This is a genomic window from Bacillus sp. DJP31, from assembly GCF_049310945.1.
Taxonomy (GTDB): domain Bacteria; phylum Bacillota; class Bacilli; order Bacillales; family SA4; genus Bacillus_BS.
The window spans coordinates 1-15,421 of sequence record NZ_JBMERO010000027.1 but is presented as its reverse complement, the minus strand read 5'-3'; the positions used below and the strand labels follow the sequence as shown (position 1 = coordinate 15,421).

Genomic DNA, 15,421 nt, shown 5'->3' with positions numbered 1-15,421 from the left:
TCTCACTAGTGTTATCTTTAAAGCTATTATTTATCTCTTCAATATCTTCATATGTTACCCCTGGTAATACTGCTTCATTTAAAGTTTATTCCAGCTAATTCTAATTCAATACTATCCTTTACTGCTTTTGACTTAAATTTTTTATCTTCTTTTACGGATGCAAATTTCTTCTCTATACTTTTATTAATTGCCTTACTTTTATCTTTTAAAATCTTTCTAGATTTATTCTTTACTAGTAAAGTCCCTTTCTTAAAGTCGTTCGTGCCCTCCTCATAGAAGACTATTGATTCTATAAAGTTATCATTTAAATCATAGTAATCTTCTTTGACATGGAATATTATTCGCAATTCGTCTCCTATTCTTTCGTTAATTGTATTTGATGTTATTACCTTTTTCCTAATTTCTTCAAATATTCCTTGTTCATTTGGTTTATCGGCATAAACAAGTAGTTCTATTTGTTCAGGGGTTTCGTGTAATTCATATTCTGGACTTGCGGAAGTAGGACTTGTAGGACTTGTAGAATTTGCTGAAGCTAATTGCGGAAATGCAGAACCAATAAAAATTATTGTTGCAAGGAAAACAAACACCATTTTTTTCATTAATTTCACTCTTAGAATTTAGTAGATTACAAAAATAACCATACCACAATTCTTTGAGTTGTGGTATTGGGAAAATAGTCACAAAAACACCTTCTAATTCATATAAATTATATGTGATTTTCCCAATACACACATTCTAAAAAATATGTTATAATATTTCTTTTATTACTATTTCAACTTTTGCATACACTAAAAACTCAGTGAACCTTTGACATAGGCAGGTAGAACCTGTAACCATTGTGGTAACAGACTATACATCTTAATGAAACTTCTATTTATTCATTATTCTTCTGATTCTTTTCAAGTTGTAGGTGATATTATATTGACTTTGTAATGTCATTTTAATTTGTTTAGCACCCTTTTTACGTCCTTTAAAATTATATGCCTTTAAGATGACCTCTTTCACAACCTCATCTTGTGTATCACGTTTCTCTCTCTGTTCTTTTGATTGTAAATAGTAGTAGTTATAATACCCAGAGCGCGATACTCCCGCTGCGTCACAGAGATAGCTAACCATATTTTTAAGTTGATATTTTTCGATAACAGAGTGAATAAGTAGGAATTTTTGTTCAGCTGATAATTTTACTTCTTCAGCCTCCTTTCTGCAAAGTCTATCTTTTTTAACAATTCGTTTCTCCGCTTTCAATAAATTATTTACCGCTTCCAACCGTGCAAATCTTTCCTCTATTGAAAGTTCTTTATCCCTTGGTCTGCCAGAGTTTCCTTTTCTAGTATCTTTCAGTCCAACTACTCCGTTTTCTCTATATGCAGCACGCCATCTCTTACCTGATGAGACAACGCGATCCATCCCAATAAGCACGTTTTCTCTCGTCTTTCAGCTCTAGAGTTAACTGCTTTGTTTGATTGATATCACGACCATTTGCGTTTAAACAAACAGCATGCCAAGAGTCAATTTGCTCTTTGTATAACCCCTTTTTTCGGCAATATTCAGCTACCTCTACTTCATTCATTGCGTACGTTTCCATTACTACTAGAAACTTATCTTCACTACTCCACTGCTCAGATGTCCAATTCCAGGAGTGGGATTTCCAGCTGCTCGAGCATCCTTTCTCCACTTATAGAGTGTGGGTTCAGTTATTCCGACATCTTCACTTATTTGACTGATAGACTCATTGTTAGGGGGCATCAATCTCTTAAGAATGGACTCTTTCATTTCCGTGGTATATCTTTGGCCATTATTTCTTTTCATGTCGATCGACCTCCGTGTGTTTATTAAACTTTACACTAAAGTTGTCTACGACATCTATCCTAACAGAGGGGGGCATTCACTTTAGGGCTAGAGTTGATTAAACAAAGTAAACTTTGGTATTATCAGTGTATTGTTTGTTTAGGATTTCTCGGAGGTGAAGAGTAAGATGTCGCGTATTACAAAGGATGAGGTTAAATACGTTGCAAATTTAGCGCGTTTGGCGATAACAGAGGACGAAGCTGAGATATTTCAAAAGCAGCTTGATGCGATTATTACGTTTGCAGAGCAATTAAATGAGTTGGATACAGATTTGATTCAACCGACTACGCATGTTCTACATATGAGGAATATCATGAGAGAAGATAAGCCGGGCAAGGGACTTCCAATAGAGGATGTACTTAAGAACGCACCAGATTCAAAAGATGGACAAGTTCGCGTTCCAGCGATTTTAGAGTAAGGGGAGGGCCCTAGCATGTCGTTATTCGATCATAAAATATCGGAACTACATAGTAAATTACATAAAAAAGAGATTACCATCACTGATTTAGTGGATGAATCTTATAAGAGAATTCATGCAGTAGATGACACAATTAAAGCTTTTTTAACGTTAGATGAAGAAAATGCTCGTTCTCTTGCAAAAGATATGGACAACCAATTGGGCAATAAAAATGAATTTGGATTGTTATTCGGCCTTCCAATCGGTGTGAAAGACAATATTGTAACAAAAAATCTTCGCACGACGTGTGGAAGTAAAATCCTAGCTAACTTTGACCCGATCTATGATGCAACCGTCGTTGAAAAGTTAAAATTGGCTGAAGCGATTACAATAGGAAAACTAAATATGGACGAGTTTGCAATGGGTTCATCTAATGAGAACTCTGGATTTTTCCCCGTAAGAAATCCTTGGAATACGGATTATGTTCCTGGTGGTTCAAGCGGAGGTTCAGTTGCTTCTGTTGCAGCGGGTGAAGTTCTTTTCTCACTAGGTTCTGATACCGGTGGGTCCATTCGTCAGCCTGCTTCATACTGCGGAGTTGTCGGTCTAAAACCTACATACGGTCGAGTTTCTCGTTATGGTTTAGTGGCATTCGCTTCATCATTAGATCAGATCGGTCCAATAACTAGAAATGTAGAAGACAATGCGTACCTTTTACAGGCGATTTCAGGACTAGATCCAATGGACTCAACATCAGCAAACGTTGAGGTACCAGACTTCCTATCATCTTTAACAGGTGATGTAAAAGGCTTACAAATCGCCGTTCCAAAGGAATACTTAGGTGAAGGTGTCACTGATGAAGTTCGACAGTCTGTCATGGCTGCACTAAAAGTACTTGAGGGATTAGGGGCAACATGGGAAGAGGTTTCACTGCCTCATTCCAAATATGCACTAGCTACCTATTACTTACTATCTTCATCTGAAGCATCCTCCAACCTATCCCGTTTTGACGGTGTACGTTATGGAGTGCGCTCTGATAATGCAAAAAATCTACTAGACCTTTACAAGCAAACTCGTAGTGAAGGGTTTGGAGACGAAGTCAAGCGCCGGATTATGCTTGGCACGTTTGCCCTAAGCTCAGGTTACTATGATGCTTACTATATCAAGGCTCAAAAGGTTCGTACATTAATTAAACAAGACTTTGAAAATGTATTTGAAAAATTTGATGTCATTATTGGGCCAACGACTCCTACAACAGCCTTTAAGCTTGGAGAAAAGACGGACGATCCTATGACCATGTATGCAAACGATATATTAACGATTCCAGTCAACCTAGCAGGTGTACCTGGAATTTCAGTACCATGTGGATTCTCAAACGGTCTACCACTTGGATTACAAATTATTGGCAAGTATTTTGATGAGTCCACTCTTTACCGTGTTGCCCATGCTTTCGAGCAAGCAACGGATCATCATAAGCAAAAGCCAGCATTGTAAGGGGGTTCTGACGATGAATTTCGAAACGATTATTGGACTTGAGGTCCATGTTGAGCTGAAAACGGAATCCAAAATATTTTCAAACAGTCCGAACCATTTCGGTGCAGCCCCTAATACGCAAACCACTGTGATTGACTTAGGGTATCCAGGGGTTCTACCTGTCGTAAATAAGACCGCTGTTGATTATGCGATAAAAGCGGCCATGGCTTTGAATTGTGAAATCGCGACAGATACAAAGTTTGACCGTAAAAACTATTTTTACCCGGATAATCCCAAAGCTTACCAAATATCTCAATTTGATAAGCCAATCGGTGAACACGGCTGGGTTGAAATTGAAGTCAACGGGAAGAAGAAGCGAATCGGAATTACTCGCCTACATTTAGAAGAAGATGCGGGAAAACTAACGCACACAGGTGATGGGTACTCATTAGTGGACTTTAACCGTCAAGGGACACCACTTATTGAGATCGTTTCTGAACCTGATATACGTACTCCTGAAGAAGCTTATGCGTATTTAGAGAAGGTCAAGTCGATCATTCAATATACAGGTGTTTCCGATTGTAAGATGGAAGAAGGCTCGCTTCGTTGTGATGCAAACATATCATTGCGTCCAATCGGGCAAGAGAAGTTTGGTACAAAAGCTGAACTTAAGAACTTAAACTCGTTTGCCTTCGTGCAAAAGGGTCTTGAATTTGAAGAAAAGCGTCAGGAAAAGGTTCTTCTTTCTGGCGGAATTATTCAACAGGAAACGCTTCGCTATGATGAAGCGACAAAACAAACGGTGCTAATGCGAATTAAGGAAGGCTCTGATGACTATCGTTATTTCCCAGAGCCAGATCTTGTCCAGCTGCATATCGATGATGAGTGGAAGGCACGAATTCGTTCTGAGATTCCAGAGCTACCAGATGCTCGAAAAAAGCGTTATGTCGAAGAGCTTGGTTTACCTAGTTATGATGCAGTGGTCTTAACGATTACAAAGGAAATGTCCGATTACTTTGAAGCGACTGTCAAGCACGGTGCCGATGCAAAGCTTGCATCCAACTGGTTAATGGGTGAGGTTTCAGCCTACCTAAACTCGGCTGGCAAAGAGCTTTCAGAGATTGCGTTAACGCCAGAAAGCCTGGCAAAAATGATAACACTAATTCAAGATGGCACTCTTTCTTCCAAGCTTGCGAAAAAAGTATTCCAAGAGCTTGTTGAAAAAGGTGGAAACCCTGAGGAGATTGTCAAAGCAAGTGGCCTTGTCCAAATTTCAGATGAAGGCACCTTACGTAAAATTGTAACCGATGCACTAGATTCCAATCCACAATCCATTGAAGACTTCAAAAATGGGAAGGAACGTGCGATTGGCTTCCTTGTGGGACAAATGATGAAGGCAACTAAGGGTCAAGCAAACCCGCCATTATTGAATAAGATTTTGTTAGAGGAAATTGGTAAGCGTTAGAAAAGAAGCACCTAGTCTACTTTGAGACTAGGTGCTTTCTACTTAGTAACACTTGAGCATATTTGGTGAATACATGTAGATGTTTGTTAGGGGTATAGATTCTAGGGGTGAAGTAAAAATGCAGGCTATAGGTTAAAGTTTTTAAATCTGAGGATTTTCATCAGGAGCAAAAATGGCTATGATGATGATATCAGAATCATCAATCTCGTAATAAACTTTAAATTTTCTGATGACAACTCTAGAAGCTCCAGAGTACTTTCCAATATCCTCAGTGTATGTTTTTGATACTATCGGATTGGTTAAAGAGTGTTCGATTTCCAGTACTAACAAAGACCCTGTTCTCCACCAATATTTTGAAGATTGTAAGCTACCCCATTTTCAATATTCGCGTTATCAAAGTCTACTTCTACTTGCTCAGCATTGTCTGGGACTGGAAAGTTTTCATTAATTGCTGATTTCTTATAGCTTGCGTTTTCATTATAGGAGGAACATCCAGCAACAAGTACTACGAATAAAAGTAAGAATAATAATCCTTTCGTTTGAATAAGACTCACCTCATCAAAAATAAAATAATTAGTATTCTGTATGTATTTGCTTCAAGTGACTTTAGTTAAATCATAATGTTTGCAGGACCTTTTAAGATTGTATTTCCTTATTTTACCAGTACAACACCAAGTTATTTTAACTATAAGACTTTTAATCTTTGAATTATACAACTACCATTAATTAGGAAGGTGAATGGAGGAGATTGCTTATTTTTGAAGAGCTGATATATGAGTGGCCGGACATTGATGCATTTAAGGAGGAAGTATCATATCTATTAAAGGGATTTGAAAGTGCTGAATCATATCAGGAACAGATTTTTGGTTATCGATAAGATAAATGCACTTAGGAATCAAGTGTTAACGATGCTTACGATTGCCCGAATTAGAGGTTAATTAAATACTTCTGATGTGAAATACCTTGAAGAACAACAGTATAGCAACAAAATGTGGCCAGTCTATGAAAAAGTTATAGACCGTTATTATGCATGCTTACTAAAGTCACTCATCAAAAAGCAACTCATGCATAAGAACGGTAAGCAATTACTGAGTATTTAATTATCCATTTTATTATATTGATTACGCCCTGGCTCAAGTTTGTGCATTACAGATATGGAAGATTGCGCAAATAGATCCAGTTGAAGCGTTGAGGATCTACATGGCCTTATGTGAACAGGGAGGTCGTTTATCTTTTCTAGACCTACTTGAACATACTGGTATTTCATCACCGTTCGACGATTCAGCTTTTGAGGACATGGTGGATACAAATAAAGCATGGTTTCTTAGGTTATGACTTACTCTTTCTAACCAATTTCTCATGCTCTAGGAGCCATTCTTTTCTCCACAGCTCGCCTGCATAGCCTGTTAATGTTCCATTTGATCCGATGATTCGATGACAGGGGATAATGATACTTAGCTTGTTTTTACCATTTGCACTGCCAACTGCTCTAACGGCTTTCGTATTCCCTATATGATCGGCGATGGATTTATAGGATGCTGTGACACCATAGGGTATGCTTGTTAGAGCGTTCCATACTGTTTTCTGAAAGTCAGTGCCTTCATAGGCATAGGGAAACGTAAAATCAAGGCGTGTACCGTTAAAATATTCATCAAGCTGCTTCATGCATTCTTCTACGACCTTAGGTGTTTGATTTAGAGAATCCTCTACTTCTAGATTACTTTCAGAGAACAAAATAGAAATGATCGCTTCAACTGTGCCAACTATTTCTAAAACTCCGAGGGGTGATGCATACTCTGCTTTATAAAGTTTACTCATGTTCAGACTCCTTTCACAAATAGCTAAATAGTTTTTCGGAATTTACTAGGAGAACAATTTTTCAAGCGACGAAAGATCTTATAAAAATTAGAAGGACTCTGGAATCCAACTTCATAGCAAATTTCCAGATTCGATCGATCTGTGCTTGTTAGAAGATGTGCGGCTTTGTCTATTCGTATTTTTTCGAGAAGAGTCCTTGGAGTTTCGGATGTTTCTTGTTTAAATAGTCGATCCAAATAGAAAGCACTGACTCCAACATGATCAGCTATATTCTGTAATGATAGCCTACTTTTATAATGAAAAATCAAGAAAGACATGACCTTTTTAACAAGTACAGTATGCGGGGAATCCTCAATTTCTGGCTGACATCTTTTGCAAGCACGAAAACCAGCTTCTTCAGCTGCACCCAGACTAGGGTAAAACTTTACATTTACTTTTTTAGGCTTTCTAGATCGGCAAGAAGGTCTGCAGTAGATGCCGGTTGTTTTTACGGCCGTATAAAATAACCCATCATACTTTTGATCACAAGTCAGTATTTTCTCCCACATCTCATCAAATGAAAGATTTATAGTAGACAGCATTGATCCACTCGTCCTTTCAAGGTTATCTCTCATATAAATGGGAGGTATCCTTATACTCCATTAATTGTGCAGCATTCAAATCCATGAAGGCAATTATTTTGTCAGAAAGGGCATTTCCGAAGCTAAACCTTTTGACTCCTAATTGCATAAGCTTATGACAGTTTGTTATTCCAGGCAAAGACAATACATTAAGAGGAGCATCTAGCTGGGAAACGATTTTCTTTATGTCTTCATCTTCGGTCAATCCTGGTACAAATATTCCGCTTGCTCCACTCTCCACATAAGATTTAGCACGAACGATGGTTTCCGTTAAAGGATCTTCTAGTTGGAAATAAGTATCGGTTCTAGCATTTATATAAAAATCCTTAAAACCATTTTGATCTAGTGATGCTCTAATCTTAGATAATAATTTGCTATGTTCTACAATGCCTCTTAATCCGTTTTGTTTCTTTAGAGAATCTTCGATATTAATGCCGGCGACTCCAACATGGGTGGGCTGTTCTTAATACGTTGTCAACAATGGTTGAAAAATCTTCACTGTATCCAGCCTCAATATCTGCAGAAACGGGTATTTTAAGATGATTCACTATTCCCTTAATAATTTCTAAGTGCCTCTCAAAATCAATAAGTTCTCCGTCTGAAAGTCCTAAAGAGTTGGCAATGCCATAGCTTGTTGTACCGATGGCTTGAAAACCTGATTTTTCAAGTGTTAAAGCAGAAAGCAGGTCCCAGGCATTTCCGATGAATAGTAGATCTTCTGTAGTATGAAGCAGATTGAATTGCTGAATTTTGTTCATTTAGCTACCTTCAAATGGTTGTTTTCCACATTGTATCAAAGGGTAACAACCATTTCGTCCTCATTCTTGCTGTTATGGTCTAGGGAACAAAAAGTGTGAAACTTTTATCTTTGAATCAGAATCAGGTTAAGGATTTATAAAATAAACTAAATTATCTGTCCAATCCCCGAACTCTTGAATGAAACCTTTTCTAATACATTCATACTGCATACCCACACTCTCTGCTAATTTGATTGATGCTACATTATCAAGGTTAATGTGAGCCTCGATTCGATGGTAGTTCAGTTTTTCAAATGCAAGATTAAGTGATTTCTTTACTGCTTCTTTCCCGTATCCTTTGTTCCAGTGTTGATTAAGAATGGTATAACCAAATCTTGCCCATTGGAAATCTTGTCTGATAAGCGTGGAGAAATCAATGACTCCAATGTGGGCATTGTCCTCTTTTCTAAAGATACCGAAGACATAGGCCTTATCGTCTTTAGCAAGCTGCTGGTGTTTCTCAACCATGAGAGCAAACCAGTCCTCCGTACAAAAGCTCATATCCATTTTGCCTTCATCGTATTTATGTTGGGAGCGCATCGTATTATTATTTTGGAGGAACCAATTTTCGAAATCCTGATCATCATAGGGTCTTATTATTAATCGATCTGTTTCTGAACGGTAATCAAAGTATTCCATTGTCTTGCACACACCTTTTCGAATTAAAGTCAAAACTATGATAATCTTAGCCTATCATAATCACACGGTGTATATCATGGGTTTTTTGGATTGTTATACAAAGGGGGGAACATCAATGATTAAAGAGGTGCTATTCGTATATAACGCAAAAAGTGGGATTTTAAATGGAATACAGGATCTTGTCCATAAAATAGTTTCGCCTAAAACATACCCATGTCATTTATGCGATTTGACCTATGGAATGGTGGGCATGAAGAGTGAATGGAGAACCTTTGTAGAATCCCTTCCTTTTGACGTTTTGTTTTTACATCTTGATGAGTTGCCTACAGATTTACTAGTAGCTGATTATCCGTGTGTTTTTGTGCGAATGAATGATGGAGTTCGGTTGTTAATTAGTCGGGAAGAGCTACAAACTTACCAATCCATATCCGAAATAATTAGTGGAGTTACGAGTGCTTTAGAACATCTAGAGTAATTTTCCTGTAATCTTTGTTTCTCAACCAAAAGTAACGGTTATACTATTCCAATGAGCTCAAAGTTGAAATGTATAATTTTTCCGTTATAATATAAGGTTGATAGGCAAACGTTGATTAGAGGAGAGGTTGGGTATATATAGGGAAGCTAAGAATATACTCCAATTACTTGTCTTTATTTCATAAAACAGGATGATGATAATATGAAAAGAGCACGAATTATATATAACCCGACTTCTGGAAGAGAGATTTTCAAGAAGAACTTACCTGAAGTTTTGCAAAAACTGGAACAAGCTGGATATGAAGCATCATGTCATGCCACTACAGAGGCAGGTGATGCGACGAATGCTGCCCGTATAGCCGTGGAGCGTAAATTTGATGTGGTCATAGCAGCTGGTGGAGATGGAACGATAAACGAGGTCGTAAACGGGATAGCAGAGCAAGACTATCGCCCAACCCTAGGTATAATTCCAGTAGGAACCACGAACGACTTCGCCCGAGCTCTAGGTGTCCCGAGAACAATTGAAGAAGCAACGAACATTATTTGTGAAGGCAAAACTCTGCCAATCGACCTTGGAAAAGTAAACGACACGTTCTTTATCAATATTGCCGGTGGTGGAAGATTGACCGAGCTTACATATGAAGTGCCGAGCAAACTTAAAACGATGCTTGGTCAATTAGCCTATTATTTAAAAGGAATAGAGATTCTTCCCTCCATTAAACCGACTCACGTTGAAATTGAGTATGATGGGAAATTCTTTGAAGGCGAAATCATGTTGTTTTTAGTCTGTAATACAAATTCCGTTGGTGGATTTGAAAAGCTCGTTCCGACAGCTGATTTTAGTGACGGGATGTTTGACTTAATTATTCTAAAGAAAACCAACCTCGCTGATGTAATACGTATATCCACCTTAGCTATAAAGGGTGAACATATGAATGACCCTAGTTTGATTTATACGAAGGCCAACAGGATAAAGGTCACTTCATCAGAGAAAATGCAGCTGAACTTGGATGGTGAATACGGCGGTCTGCTTCCTGGAGAATTCATTAATTACTATCAACATTTGAATGTGTTTGTGGCTCAGGAGAAGATTGAGCAGATATATGGGACGGATTGAAAATGGTGTCAGTTGTATCTGACGCTATTTTTTTTTGCAGGAAACTTCCAATAGATACAAGTTTCCTTTTTATAATACCTGTTGATATGGTAGCTGAATAGAATAAGCTTGTAAAATAACACTCGGGAGATTGGTTACCAGAGTGTTATTTTATTTACTCCCGGGGACAAGGATTTTGCCTAATCCCTTATACCCACTCTTGCATACCCTACTATAAAGGTGAAAAGGGCGGTGAAAGGACAAGTGGATAGTTGATGTATCTCGCGGGACAATGAACCTGTCCCTTCGTCCCAAACCTAACCCTTCGTCAAATAGAGGTGAAAACTGTGATACATGAAGGTTTGTTGTTGTACATTAATTTAGTTGCTACTGTTTTGTTATTTATGTATATTTACCGGATTCGAAGTTTAATAGGCTTTCAGGCTGGAATGAATATCTCGATGGTTGCAGGTGGGATGATCTCGATTGCTGCGGGTGTTTTGCTGATAGCTCAGTTTCCCCTTCAGTTTGCTCCAGTAACAATCGGAACAGCTCTTTTAGGAATGCTTGTAGGCGGGGCATTTGGTGTCCTCTTTGATTACCAAACGATGCTAACCGGATGGGCGAACGGCTTGATGATGGGGTTTATGGCTCCGATGATTGGGGCTGTTACGGATGGATCGGACTTATTTTTATGGTTTATGGAGATAGCCCTATTTGCGTCCTTTGCCTTTGTCGCCTTAGCGGCTAAAGGGGCATAGGTTTATGGGGATTGTCGTATTCTTATTCCTCATTCAACTTGGATTTCTTTTTTACACGTACCTGGCTTTACATGCACGGAGATGGCTCTTTGACGACCGTTTTGGGAAAACCTATACATTTGCAACAACTGGAGTCAGTGGTTTTGTGCTCGGAATGATGCTGATTTTCCTGCTGCAGCCCTTTCAAGACTACGTAGCCCTTGGTGTAATCGTGCTCGGTGGACTAATTGGCATACTTTTTGGGTCTTTATATAAAACGCAAACTGTCCTTTCGGGCTTTTGGAACGGATCTGTCGGTGGTTTAATGGGAGCCATGCTTGGGCTAGTTGTGTTAGATCCTGCCCTCTGTGGATTACCGGGAGTAGCAGCACGTGACATCATCGGGAATATCCTCATGTTCTCAATCTTCGGAACGATCGTATTGGTCGTAACATTATGGTTGGTTAAATTTTCACTTCGAGTGTAAGGGGGAGGTACTCTGTGAAGAAATGGTTGTTTGCTTTACTTGCTATAGCTGGGTTTCTATTAGTCTATTTCTTTTGGCCACAAAATGAAGAATTACCTAAGATGAAAAAGATCACACCTTTTACAGCGGAGACAATGGAAGGTGCAGTCTATGAATCTCAAAATGATAAGTTGAAAATAGTTGCCTTCTTTTATACAAATTGTCCGGATATATGCCCAATGACCTTTGTTGACTTAAAGCAACTGCAGCAGCAATTAAAGGAAGCAGGAACTTTTGGAAATGATGTTGAATTTGTCACCATTACATTGGACCCAGAGTATGACACCAAAGAAATTTTACAAAGCTACGCAGAGAATTTTGAAGTAGATCCCGAAGGCTGGAAGATACTGAGAACAACACTCGAAGGCACAGAAAAAACCGCAACTGATTTTCAGATGAATTTTAAGAAAGAGGGAGACCTCATTGCCCACCGAACCACGATGTTCCTAGTGGATGCTGATCATAATATTCGAGCGCTATATAGTATGGCCATTCCAGGCGAAAAAGCAGATATCTCGAAAATTGCAGGTGACATCCAGTTACTTCTTGAGTAAATAGCATTGATTCCTTCATTTATGTTACAATCATCCGAGGGACAAGGGGAGGGACAAGGGGACAGGTACGATGTCCCAATATATTGGGTCACGGTACCTGTCCCCTTGTCCTACCAGTCAATTTTATTGAAAAAGGAAGTAGAACATGTCAAAATTTACTGCACCAATAGAAAAAAACGAAATATATAATGTTACCTTTGAGGACCTTACCCATGATGGAGCGGGCGTGGCAAAGGTAGAAGGATTCCCGATCTTTGTAGCGGGAGCACTCCCGGGTGAAGTGGGGAATGTAAAGGTAACAAAGGTGAACAAGGGCTATGCTTTCGGGCGACTTATGGAGCTTGAAAGAGAAAGTGAGTTCCGAGTAGAGCCGCCTTGTCCTATTTATAAAAACTGTGGTGGCTGTCAGCTTCAACATATGAGCTACGAGGGTCAATTACAGGCAAAGCATAAGCAAGTCACTGATGCTATAGCGCGGATCGGCAAAGTTCAGGATGTAATTGTGCATCCTGTACTTGGAATGGACGAGCCATGGCGTTATCGAAATAAAGCACAGGTTCCGGTTGGTGAGGAAGAAGGTGCTCTTATTGCTGGTTTCTATCAGCAGCGATCACATGAAATCATCGATATGGAAGAGTGTCTCATTCAAGAGCAAATAAATGATGACATTGTTCAAGAAGTTAAGAGTATATGCAATAGACATGGTGTTCCGGCTTACAACGAAGAGCGTCATAAAGGAAGCCTTCGTCATATTATGGTTCGATATGGTCAAGTGTCCGGCGAAGCGATGATTGTTCTAGTTACAAAAGGAGAATCTCTTCCAAGAGAGATCATTCAAGAAATAAGAGAGATCTCACCGAAAATTAAATCCATTGTTCAAAATGTCAATCCAAATCGAACCAATGTCATTATGGGCGATAAATCAATCCTTCTTTGGGGTGAAGAATATATAAATGACTCCATCGGAGATATTAAATTTGCCATATCCGCGAAGTCTTTTTACCAGGTGAATCCAACTCAAACCAAAGTGCTTTATGAAAAGGCTTTGGAGTATGCAAACTTGAATGGTAGCGAGACCGTGATTGATGCTTATTGTGGAATTGGAACGATTTCATTGTTCCTTGCACAAAAGGCAAAGCATGTGTATGGTGTAGAAATTGTACCTGAAGCTATTTCGGATGCAAAGCGAAATGCAAAATTAAACGCTATCGAAAATGTTGACTTTGCCGTTGGGGAAGCAGAGAAAGTCATTCCTTGGTGGTATTCGACAGGTGTTCGGGCCGATGTAATTGTAGTTGATCCACCACGCAAGGGCTGTGATGAAGCACTTTTGAAAACCATTATTGAGATGAAACCTAAGAGAGTGGTGTATGTTTCCTGTAATCCAGCTACGTTAGCACGTGATTTGCGAATTTTAGAAGACGGTGGGTTTAGGACGGTAGAAGTGCAGCCAGTGGATATGTTTCCGCATACAACACATGTGGAAGTAGTTGCTCAGTTGATTTTGAAATGTAACTAACCAATAATTCCAACCGAAAACACAATAAACCTTTCCGATTTCTCCTTCGAGTGAGAAAAAAGATTTCGTAAAAAAGCGTGAGAAAAGCAGGGCTATCCCTTACGGGATAAGCCTTTCTTCTTATTGTGGTCTCGGAAAACTTTATTATCATTCGAGAAAAAGTGTGAAAAAAAGCGTGAAAAAAGAGCGGGGAAAAGTGAGAAAAAGCTAAGAAAAAGGTTAAAAAGCGGGAGTTATGCGAAAACTTTATTATAACAGCGAACGAAGGAATGCGGGTTTGGAGCGGGTGAATTCGGTAGGGAATTTTAGCGATGTACATAGTAGAAACAAAAAAGGGTGAAAAAATTCCTTTTTTGTTAAGGTTTAAGGTTAGGAAAAATCATTTGGTGTAGATATTTCAAGCAACTCTTCAAAAAGGGTTACTGTAGTGTTGTATGTATATTAGTAGGAGATAAGTTGTTGTCACCCCATAACTCTTTCTTACAATCTGTAACTCACTCTTACAATCTGTAAGTAAGATTTACAATGAACGGGAGAAAGCAAGAGTCAAATATGTAGTTCAAAGAAGAATCGGGAGCGTACCGTTGGTACGCCTTCTCGGTTCTTTTTTATTATGGATAAAGCCTGAAAAGGTATGTTACACAAGAGATCCAGGTGAAATAGGCAGGAGAAAAAGCGTGAAGAAAAGCGTGGAAAAGTGCCTGGAAATCCTTCATCACTACATCTTACTCCTTATTTCTACTCTGTAAAACCGAGTTCCAATTTCCAATCTTGTTTGTCCATAATTTCCACCTGATATCTGTCAAAAATGGCGGTTTTCATTGTAAAACTTACTTTCAGAAAAGAAGAAAGGAAAAGGGCGTGAGGGCAAGGGGGAGAAGGGATTGCGGGGGATGGAAGGATTTTGTAAAACTGAGTTACAAAGGCACATAGTAGAAGGTTAGGATTAAGGATTAGGAACGCCCCACCAGTTGCCCAATTAAAAGTATAAGCAGATTGCTACAGCACTTGAAAATATTTTGGATGATCATTTTTGGTAAAAAATAAATTACATATAAACTGATAATAAGGGAACTAACTGAATTTGGAAGGTTTATTCTATAGGCTATTAATACAATCTAAACATATGAAAGGGGTTAGAAAACATGGAAAATTCAAAGGTTACAGTGAGATATCATATACATGATGATTTGATAAATAAGACGTATTACAAAGAAGAAACTGGCTTTCAAATCGACAAAGAACACGTAGTTACCTTTTATGAATACAATTTACTTGGAATAGATCGAATAGGCGAAAAAGTTGATGATTATTTAGTTGTGTATGATGATGATTACTTTAAAACTATTTTTATGCAGATCGAGAATATAGATATATATGATATTGAACTTTCAAATGAAACAGTAATAAGTTTTTTAAAATATTTACTTAAACAGAGGTATGATAAGTAAATAG

At 38.5% G+C, this 15,421-nt stretch carries 18 protein-coding genes and 2 pseudogenes; 10 read left to right on the top strand and 10 right to left on the bottom strand.

Features of this window, described 5'->3' with window-relative positions:
• Positions 1–74: 74 nt before the first annotated feature.
• From ACOI1C_RS18470 to ACOI1C_RS18455, 4 genes and pseudogenes are all read right to left on the bottom strand, one after another.
• On the bottom strand, positions 75–599 hold the full coding sequence (locus ACOI1C_RS18470; RefSeq protein WP_422512059.1) for a hypothetical protein: 525 nt from the start codon (positions 597–599) through the stop codon (positions 75–77).
• Between the two features lie 274 nt (positions 600–873).
• Positions 874–1,416 (bottom strand): annotated as a pseudogene (locus ACOI1C_RS18465) (IS3 family transposase); the annotation flags it as partial.
• The gene (locus ACOI1C_RS18460) at positions 1,382–1,570 is read right to left on the bottom strand and encodes a hypothetical protein (RefSeq protein ID WP_422512058.1); all 189 of its coding nucleotides are present in this window, start codon (positions 1,568–1,570) and stop codon (positions 1,382–1,384) included. The pseudogene ACOI1C_RS18465 and the gene ACOI1C_RS18460, both read right to left, overlap by 35 nt.
• Positions 1,571–1,590: 20 nt before the next feature.
• Positions 1,591–1,809 (bottom strand): transposase, encoded by a 219-nt coding sequence (locus ACOI1C_RS18455; protein WP_422512057.1) that lies wholly within the window; start codon positions 1,807–1,809, stop codon positions 1,591–1,593.
• Between the two features lie 166 nt (positions 1,810–1,975).
• Between ACOI1C_RS18455 and gatC the strand changes: the two genes are divergently transcribed.
• Genes gatC through gatB form a run of 3 tightly spaced genes read left to right on the top strand, consistent with a single transcriptional unit; the run spans position 1,976 to position 5,183 of the window.
• Positions 1,976–2,266 (top strand): Asp-tRNA(Asn)/Glu-tRNA(Gln) amidotransferase subunit GatC, encoded by a 291-nt coding sequence (gene gatC, locus ACOI1C_RS18450; protein ID WP_422512056.1) that lies wholly within the window; start codon positions 1,976–1,978, stop codon positions 2,264–2,266.
• Positions 2,267–2,281: 15 nt separating this feature from the next.
• Positions 2,282–3,739, top strand: coding sequence for an Asp-tRNA(Asn)/Glu-tRNA(Gln) amidotransferase subunit GatA (gene gatA / locus ACOI1C_RS18445; protein ID WP_422512055.1), 1,458 nt, complete (start codon positions 2,282–2,284; stop codon positions 3,737–3,739).
• A 13-nt stretch (positions 3,740–3,752) separates the two neighbouring features.
• Complete coding sequence (gatB, locus tag ACOI1C_RS18440) at positions 3,753–5,183, top strand: Asp-tRNA(Asn)/Glu-tRNA(Gln) amidotransferase subunit GatB (RefSeq protein ID WP_422512054.1); 1,431 nt, start codon at positions 3,753–3,755, stop codon at positions 5,181–5,183.
• A gap of 141 nt (positions 5,184–5,324) precedes the next feature.
• On the opposite strand, the gene ACOI1C_RS18435 is transcribed toward gatB, so the two are convergent.
• The 6 genes and pseudogenes from ACOI1C_RS18435 to ACOI1C_RS18410 all read right to left on the bottom strand — a co-directional run bounded on the left by ACOI1C_RS18435 (position 5,325) and on the right by ACOI1C_RS18410 (position 9,057).
• Positions 5,325–5,513 (bottom strand): hypothetical protein, encoded by a 189-nt coding sequence (locus tag ACOI1C_RS18435; protein ID WP_422512053.1) that lies wholly within the window; start codon positions 5,511–5,513, stop codon positions 5,325–5,327.
• Positions 5,507–5,737, bottom strand: coding sequence for a hypothetical protein (locus ACOI1C_RS18430; RefSeq protein WP_422512052.1), 231 nt, complete (start codon positions 5,735–5,737; stop codon positions 5,507–5,509). Before ACOI1C_RS18430 ends, ACOI1C_RS18435 begins: the two co-directional genes overlap by 7 nt.
• 775 nt (positions 5,738–6,512) lie before the next feature.
• Positions 6,513–7,001, bottom strand: a complete 489-nt coding sequence (locus ACOI1C_RS18425) for a methylated-DNA--[protein]-cysteine S-methyltransferase (RefSeq protein ID WP_422512051.1) — start codon at positions 6,999–7,001, stop codon at positions 6,513–6,515.
• A 23-nt stretch (positions 7,002–7,024) separates the two neighbouring features.
• A complete protein-coding gene (locus tag ACOI1C_RS18420; RefSeq protein WP_422512050.1) occupies positions 7,025–7,582 on the bottom strand; it encodes a bifunctional transcriptional activator/DNA repair enzyme AdaA in 558 nt (185 codons plus the stop codon).
• Between the two features lie 22 nt (positions 7,583–7,604).
• Positions 7,605–8,379 (bottom strand): annotated as a pseudogene (locus tag ACOI1C_RS18415) (isocitrate lyase/PEP mutase family protein).
• A gap of 126 nt (positions 8,380–8,505) precedes the next feature.
• Positions 8,506–9,057: a GNAT family N-acetyltransferase gene (locus ACOI1C_RS18410; protein ID WP_422512049.1), complete on the bottom strand. Its 552-nt coding sequence runs from the start codon at positions 9,055–9,057 to the stop codon at positions 8,506–8,508.
• A 115-nt stretch (positions 9,058–9,172) separates the two neighbouring features.
• On the opposite strand from ACOI1C_RS18410, the gene ACOI1C_RS18405 reads away from it, so the two are divergent.
• The 7 genes from ACOI1C_RS18405 (at position 9,173) to ACOI1C_RS18375 (ending at position 15,417) form a co-directional block, all read left to right on the top strand.
• The gene (locus tag ACOI1C_RS18405) at positions 9,173–9,532 is read left to right on the top strand and encodes a hypothetical protein (protein ID WP_422512048.1); all 360 of its coding nucleotides are present in this window, start codon (positions 9,173–9,175) and stop codon (positions 9,530–9,532) included.
• A 201-nt stretch (positions 9,533–9,733) separates the two neighbouring features.
• Positions 9,734–10,648 (top strand): diacylglycerol kinase, encoded by a 915-nt coding sequence (locus ACOI1C_RS18400; protein WP_422512047.1) that lies wholly within the window; start codon positions 9,734–9,736, stop codon positions 10,646–10,648.
• 347 nt (positions 10,649–10,995) lie between these two features.
• Complete coding sequence (locus ACOI1C_RS18395; RefSeq protein WP_422512046.1) at positions 10,996–11,388, top strand: hypothetical protein; 393 nt, start codon at positions 10,996–10,998, stop codon at positions 11,386–11,388.
• 4 nt (positions 11,389–11,392) lie between these two features.
• Positions 11,393–11,854, top strand: a complete 462-nt coding sequence (locus ACOI1C_RS18390) for a hypothetical protein (RefSeq protein WP_422512045.1) — start codon at positions 11,393–11,395, stop codon at positions 11,852–11,854.
• 14 nt (positions 11,855–11,868) lie between these two features.
• Positions 11,869–12,447: an SCO family protein gene (locus tag ACOI1C_RS18385; protein ID WP_422512044.1), complete on the top strand. Its 579-nt coding sequence runs from the start codon at positions 11,869–11,871 to the stop codon at positions 12,445–12,447.
• Between the two features lie 145 nt (positions 12,448–12,592).
• The gene (gene rlmD, locus ACOI1C_RS18380) at positions 12,593–13,966 is read left to right on the top strand and encodes a 23S rRNA (uracil(1939)-C(5))-methyltransferase RlmD (RefSeq protein WP_422512043.1); all 1,374 of its coding nucleotides are present in this window, start codon (positions 12,593–12,595) and stop codon (positions 13,964–13,966) included.
• Positions 13,967–15,111: 1,145 nt separating this feature from the next.
• The gene (locus tag ACOI1C_RS18375; protein ID WP_422512042.1) at positions 15,112–15,417 is read left to right on the top strand and encodes a hypothetical protein; all 306 of its coding nucleotides are present in this window, start codon (positions 15,112–15,114) and stop codon (positions 15,415–15,417) included.
• Positions 15,418–15,421 lie beyond the last annotated feature (4 nt).

Coding starts and splice junctions, on each gene's coding strand:
- ACOI1C_RS18470 (WP_422512059.1), bottom strand. CDS start 599: ATGAAAAAAATGGTGTTTGTTTTCCTTGCAACAATAATTTTTATTGGT.
- ACOI1C_RS18400 (WP_422512047.1), top strand. CDS start 9,734: ATGAAAAGAGCACGAATTATATATAACCCGACTTCTGGAAGAGAGATT.
- ACOI1C_RS18455 (WP_422512057.1), bottom strand. CDS start 1,809: ATGAAAAGAAATAATGGCCAAAGATATACCACGGAAATGAAAGAGTCC.
- ACOI1C_RS18410 (WP_422512049.1), bottom strand. CDS start 9,057: ATGGAATACTTTGATTACCGTTCAGAAACAGATCGATTAATAATAAGA.
- gatA (WP_422512055.1), top strand. CDS start 2,282: ATGTCGTTATTCGATCATAAAATATCGGAACTACATAGTAAATTACAT.
- ACOI1C_RS18460 (WP_422512058.1), bottom strand. CDS start 1,570: ATGAATGAAGTAGAGGTAGCTGAATATTGCCGAAAAAAGGGGTTATAC.
- ACOI1C_RS18405 (WP_422512048.1), top strand. CDS start 9,173: ATGATTAAAGAGGTGCTATTCGTATATAACGCAAAAAGTGGGATTTTA.
- ACOI1C_RS18375 (WP_422512042.1), top strand. CDS start 15,112: ATGGAAAATTCAAAGGTTACAGTGAGATATCATATACATGATGATTTG.
- ACOI1C_RS18420 (WP_422512050.1), bottom strand. CDS start 7,582: ATGCTGTCTACTATAAATCTTTCATTTGATGAGATGTGGGAGAAAATA.
- ACOI1C_RS18390 (WP_422512045.1), top strand. CDS start 11,393: ATGGGGATTGTCGTATTCTTATTCCTCATTCAACTTGGATTTCTTTTT.
- rlmD (WP_422512043.1), top strand. CDS start 12,593: ATGTCAAAATTTACTGCACCAATAGAAAAAAACGAAATATATAATGTT.
- gatB (WP_422512054.1), top strand. CDS start 3,753: ATGAATTTCGAAACGATTATTGGACTTGAGGTCCATGTTGAGCTGAAA.
- gatC (WP_422512056.1), top strand. CDS start 1,976: ATGTCGCGTATTACAAAGGATGAGGTTAAATACGTTGCAAATTTAGCG.
- ACOI1C_RS18425 (WP_422512051.1), bottom strand. CDS start 7,001: ATGAGTAAACTTTATAAAGCAGAGTATGCATCACCCCTCGGAGTTTTA.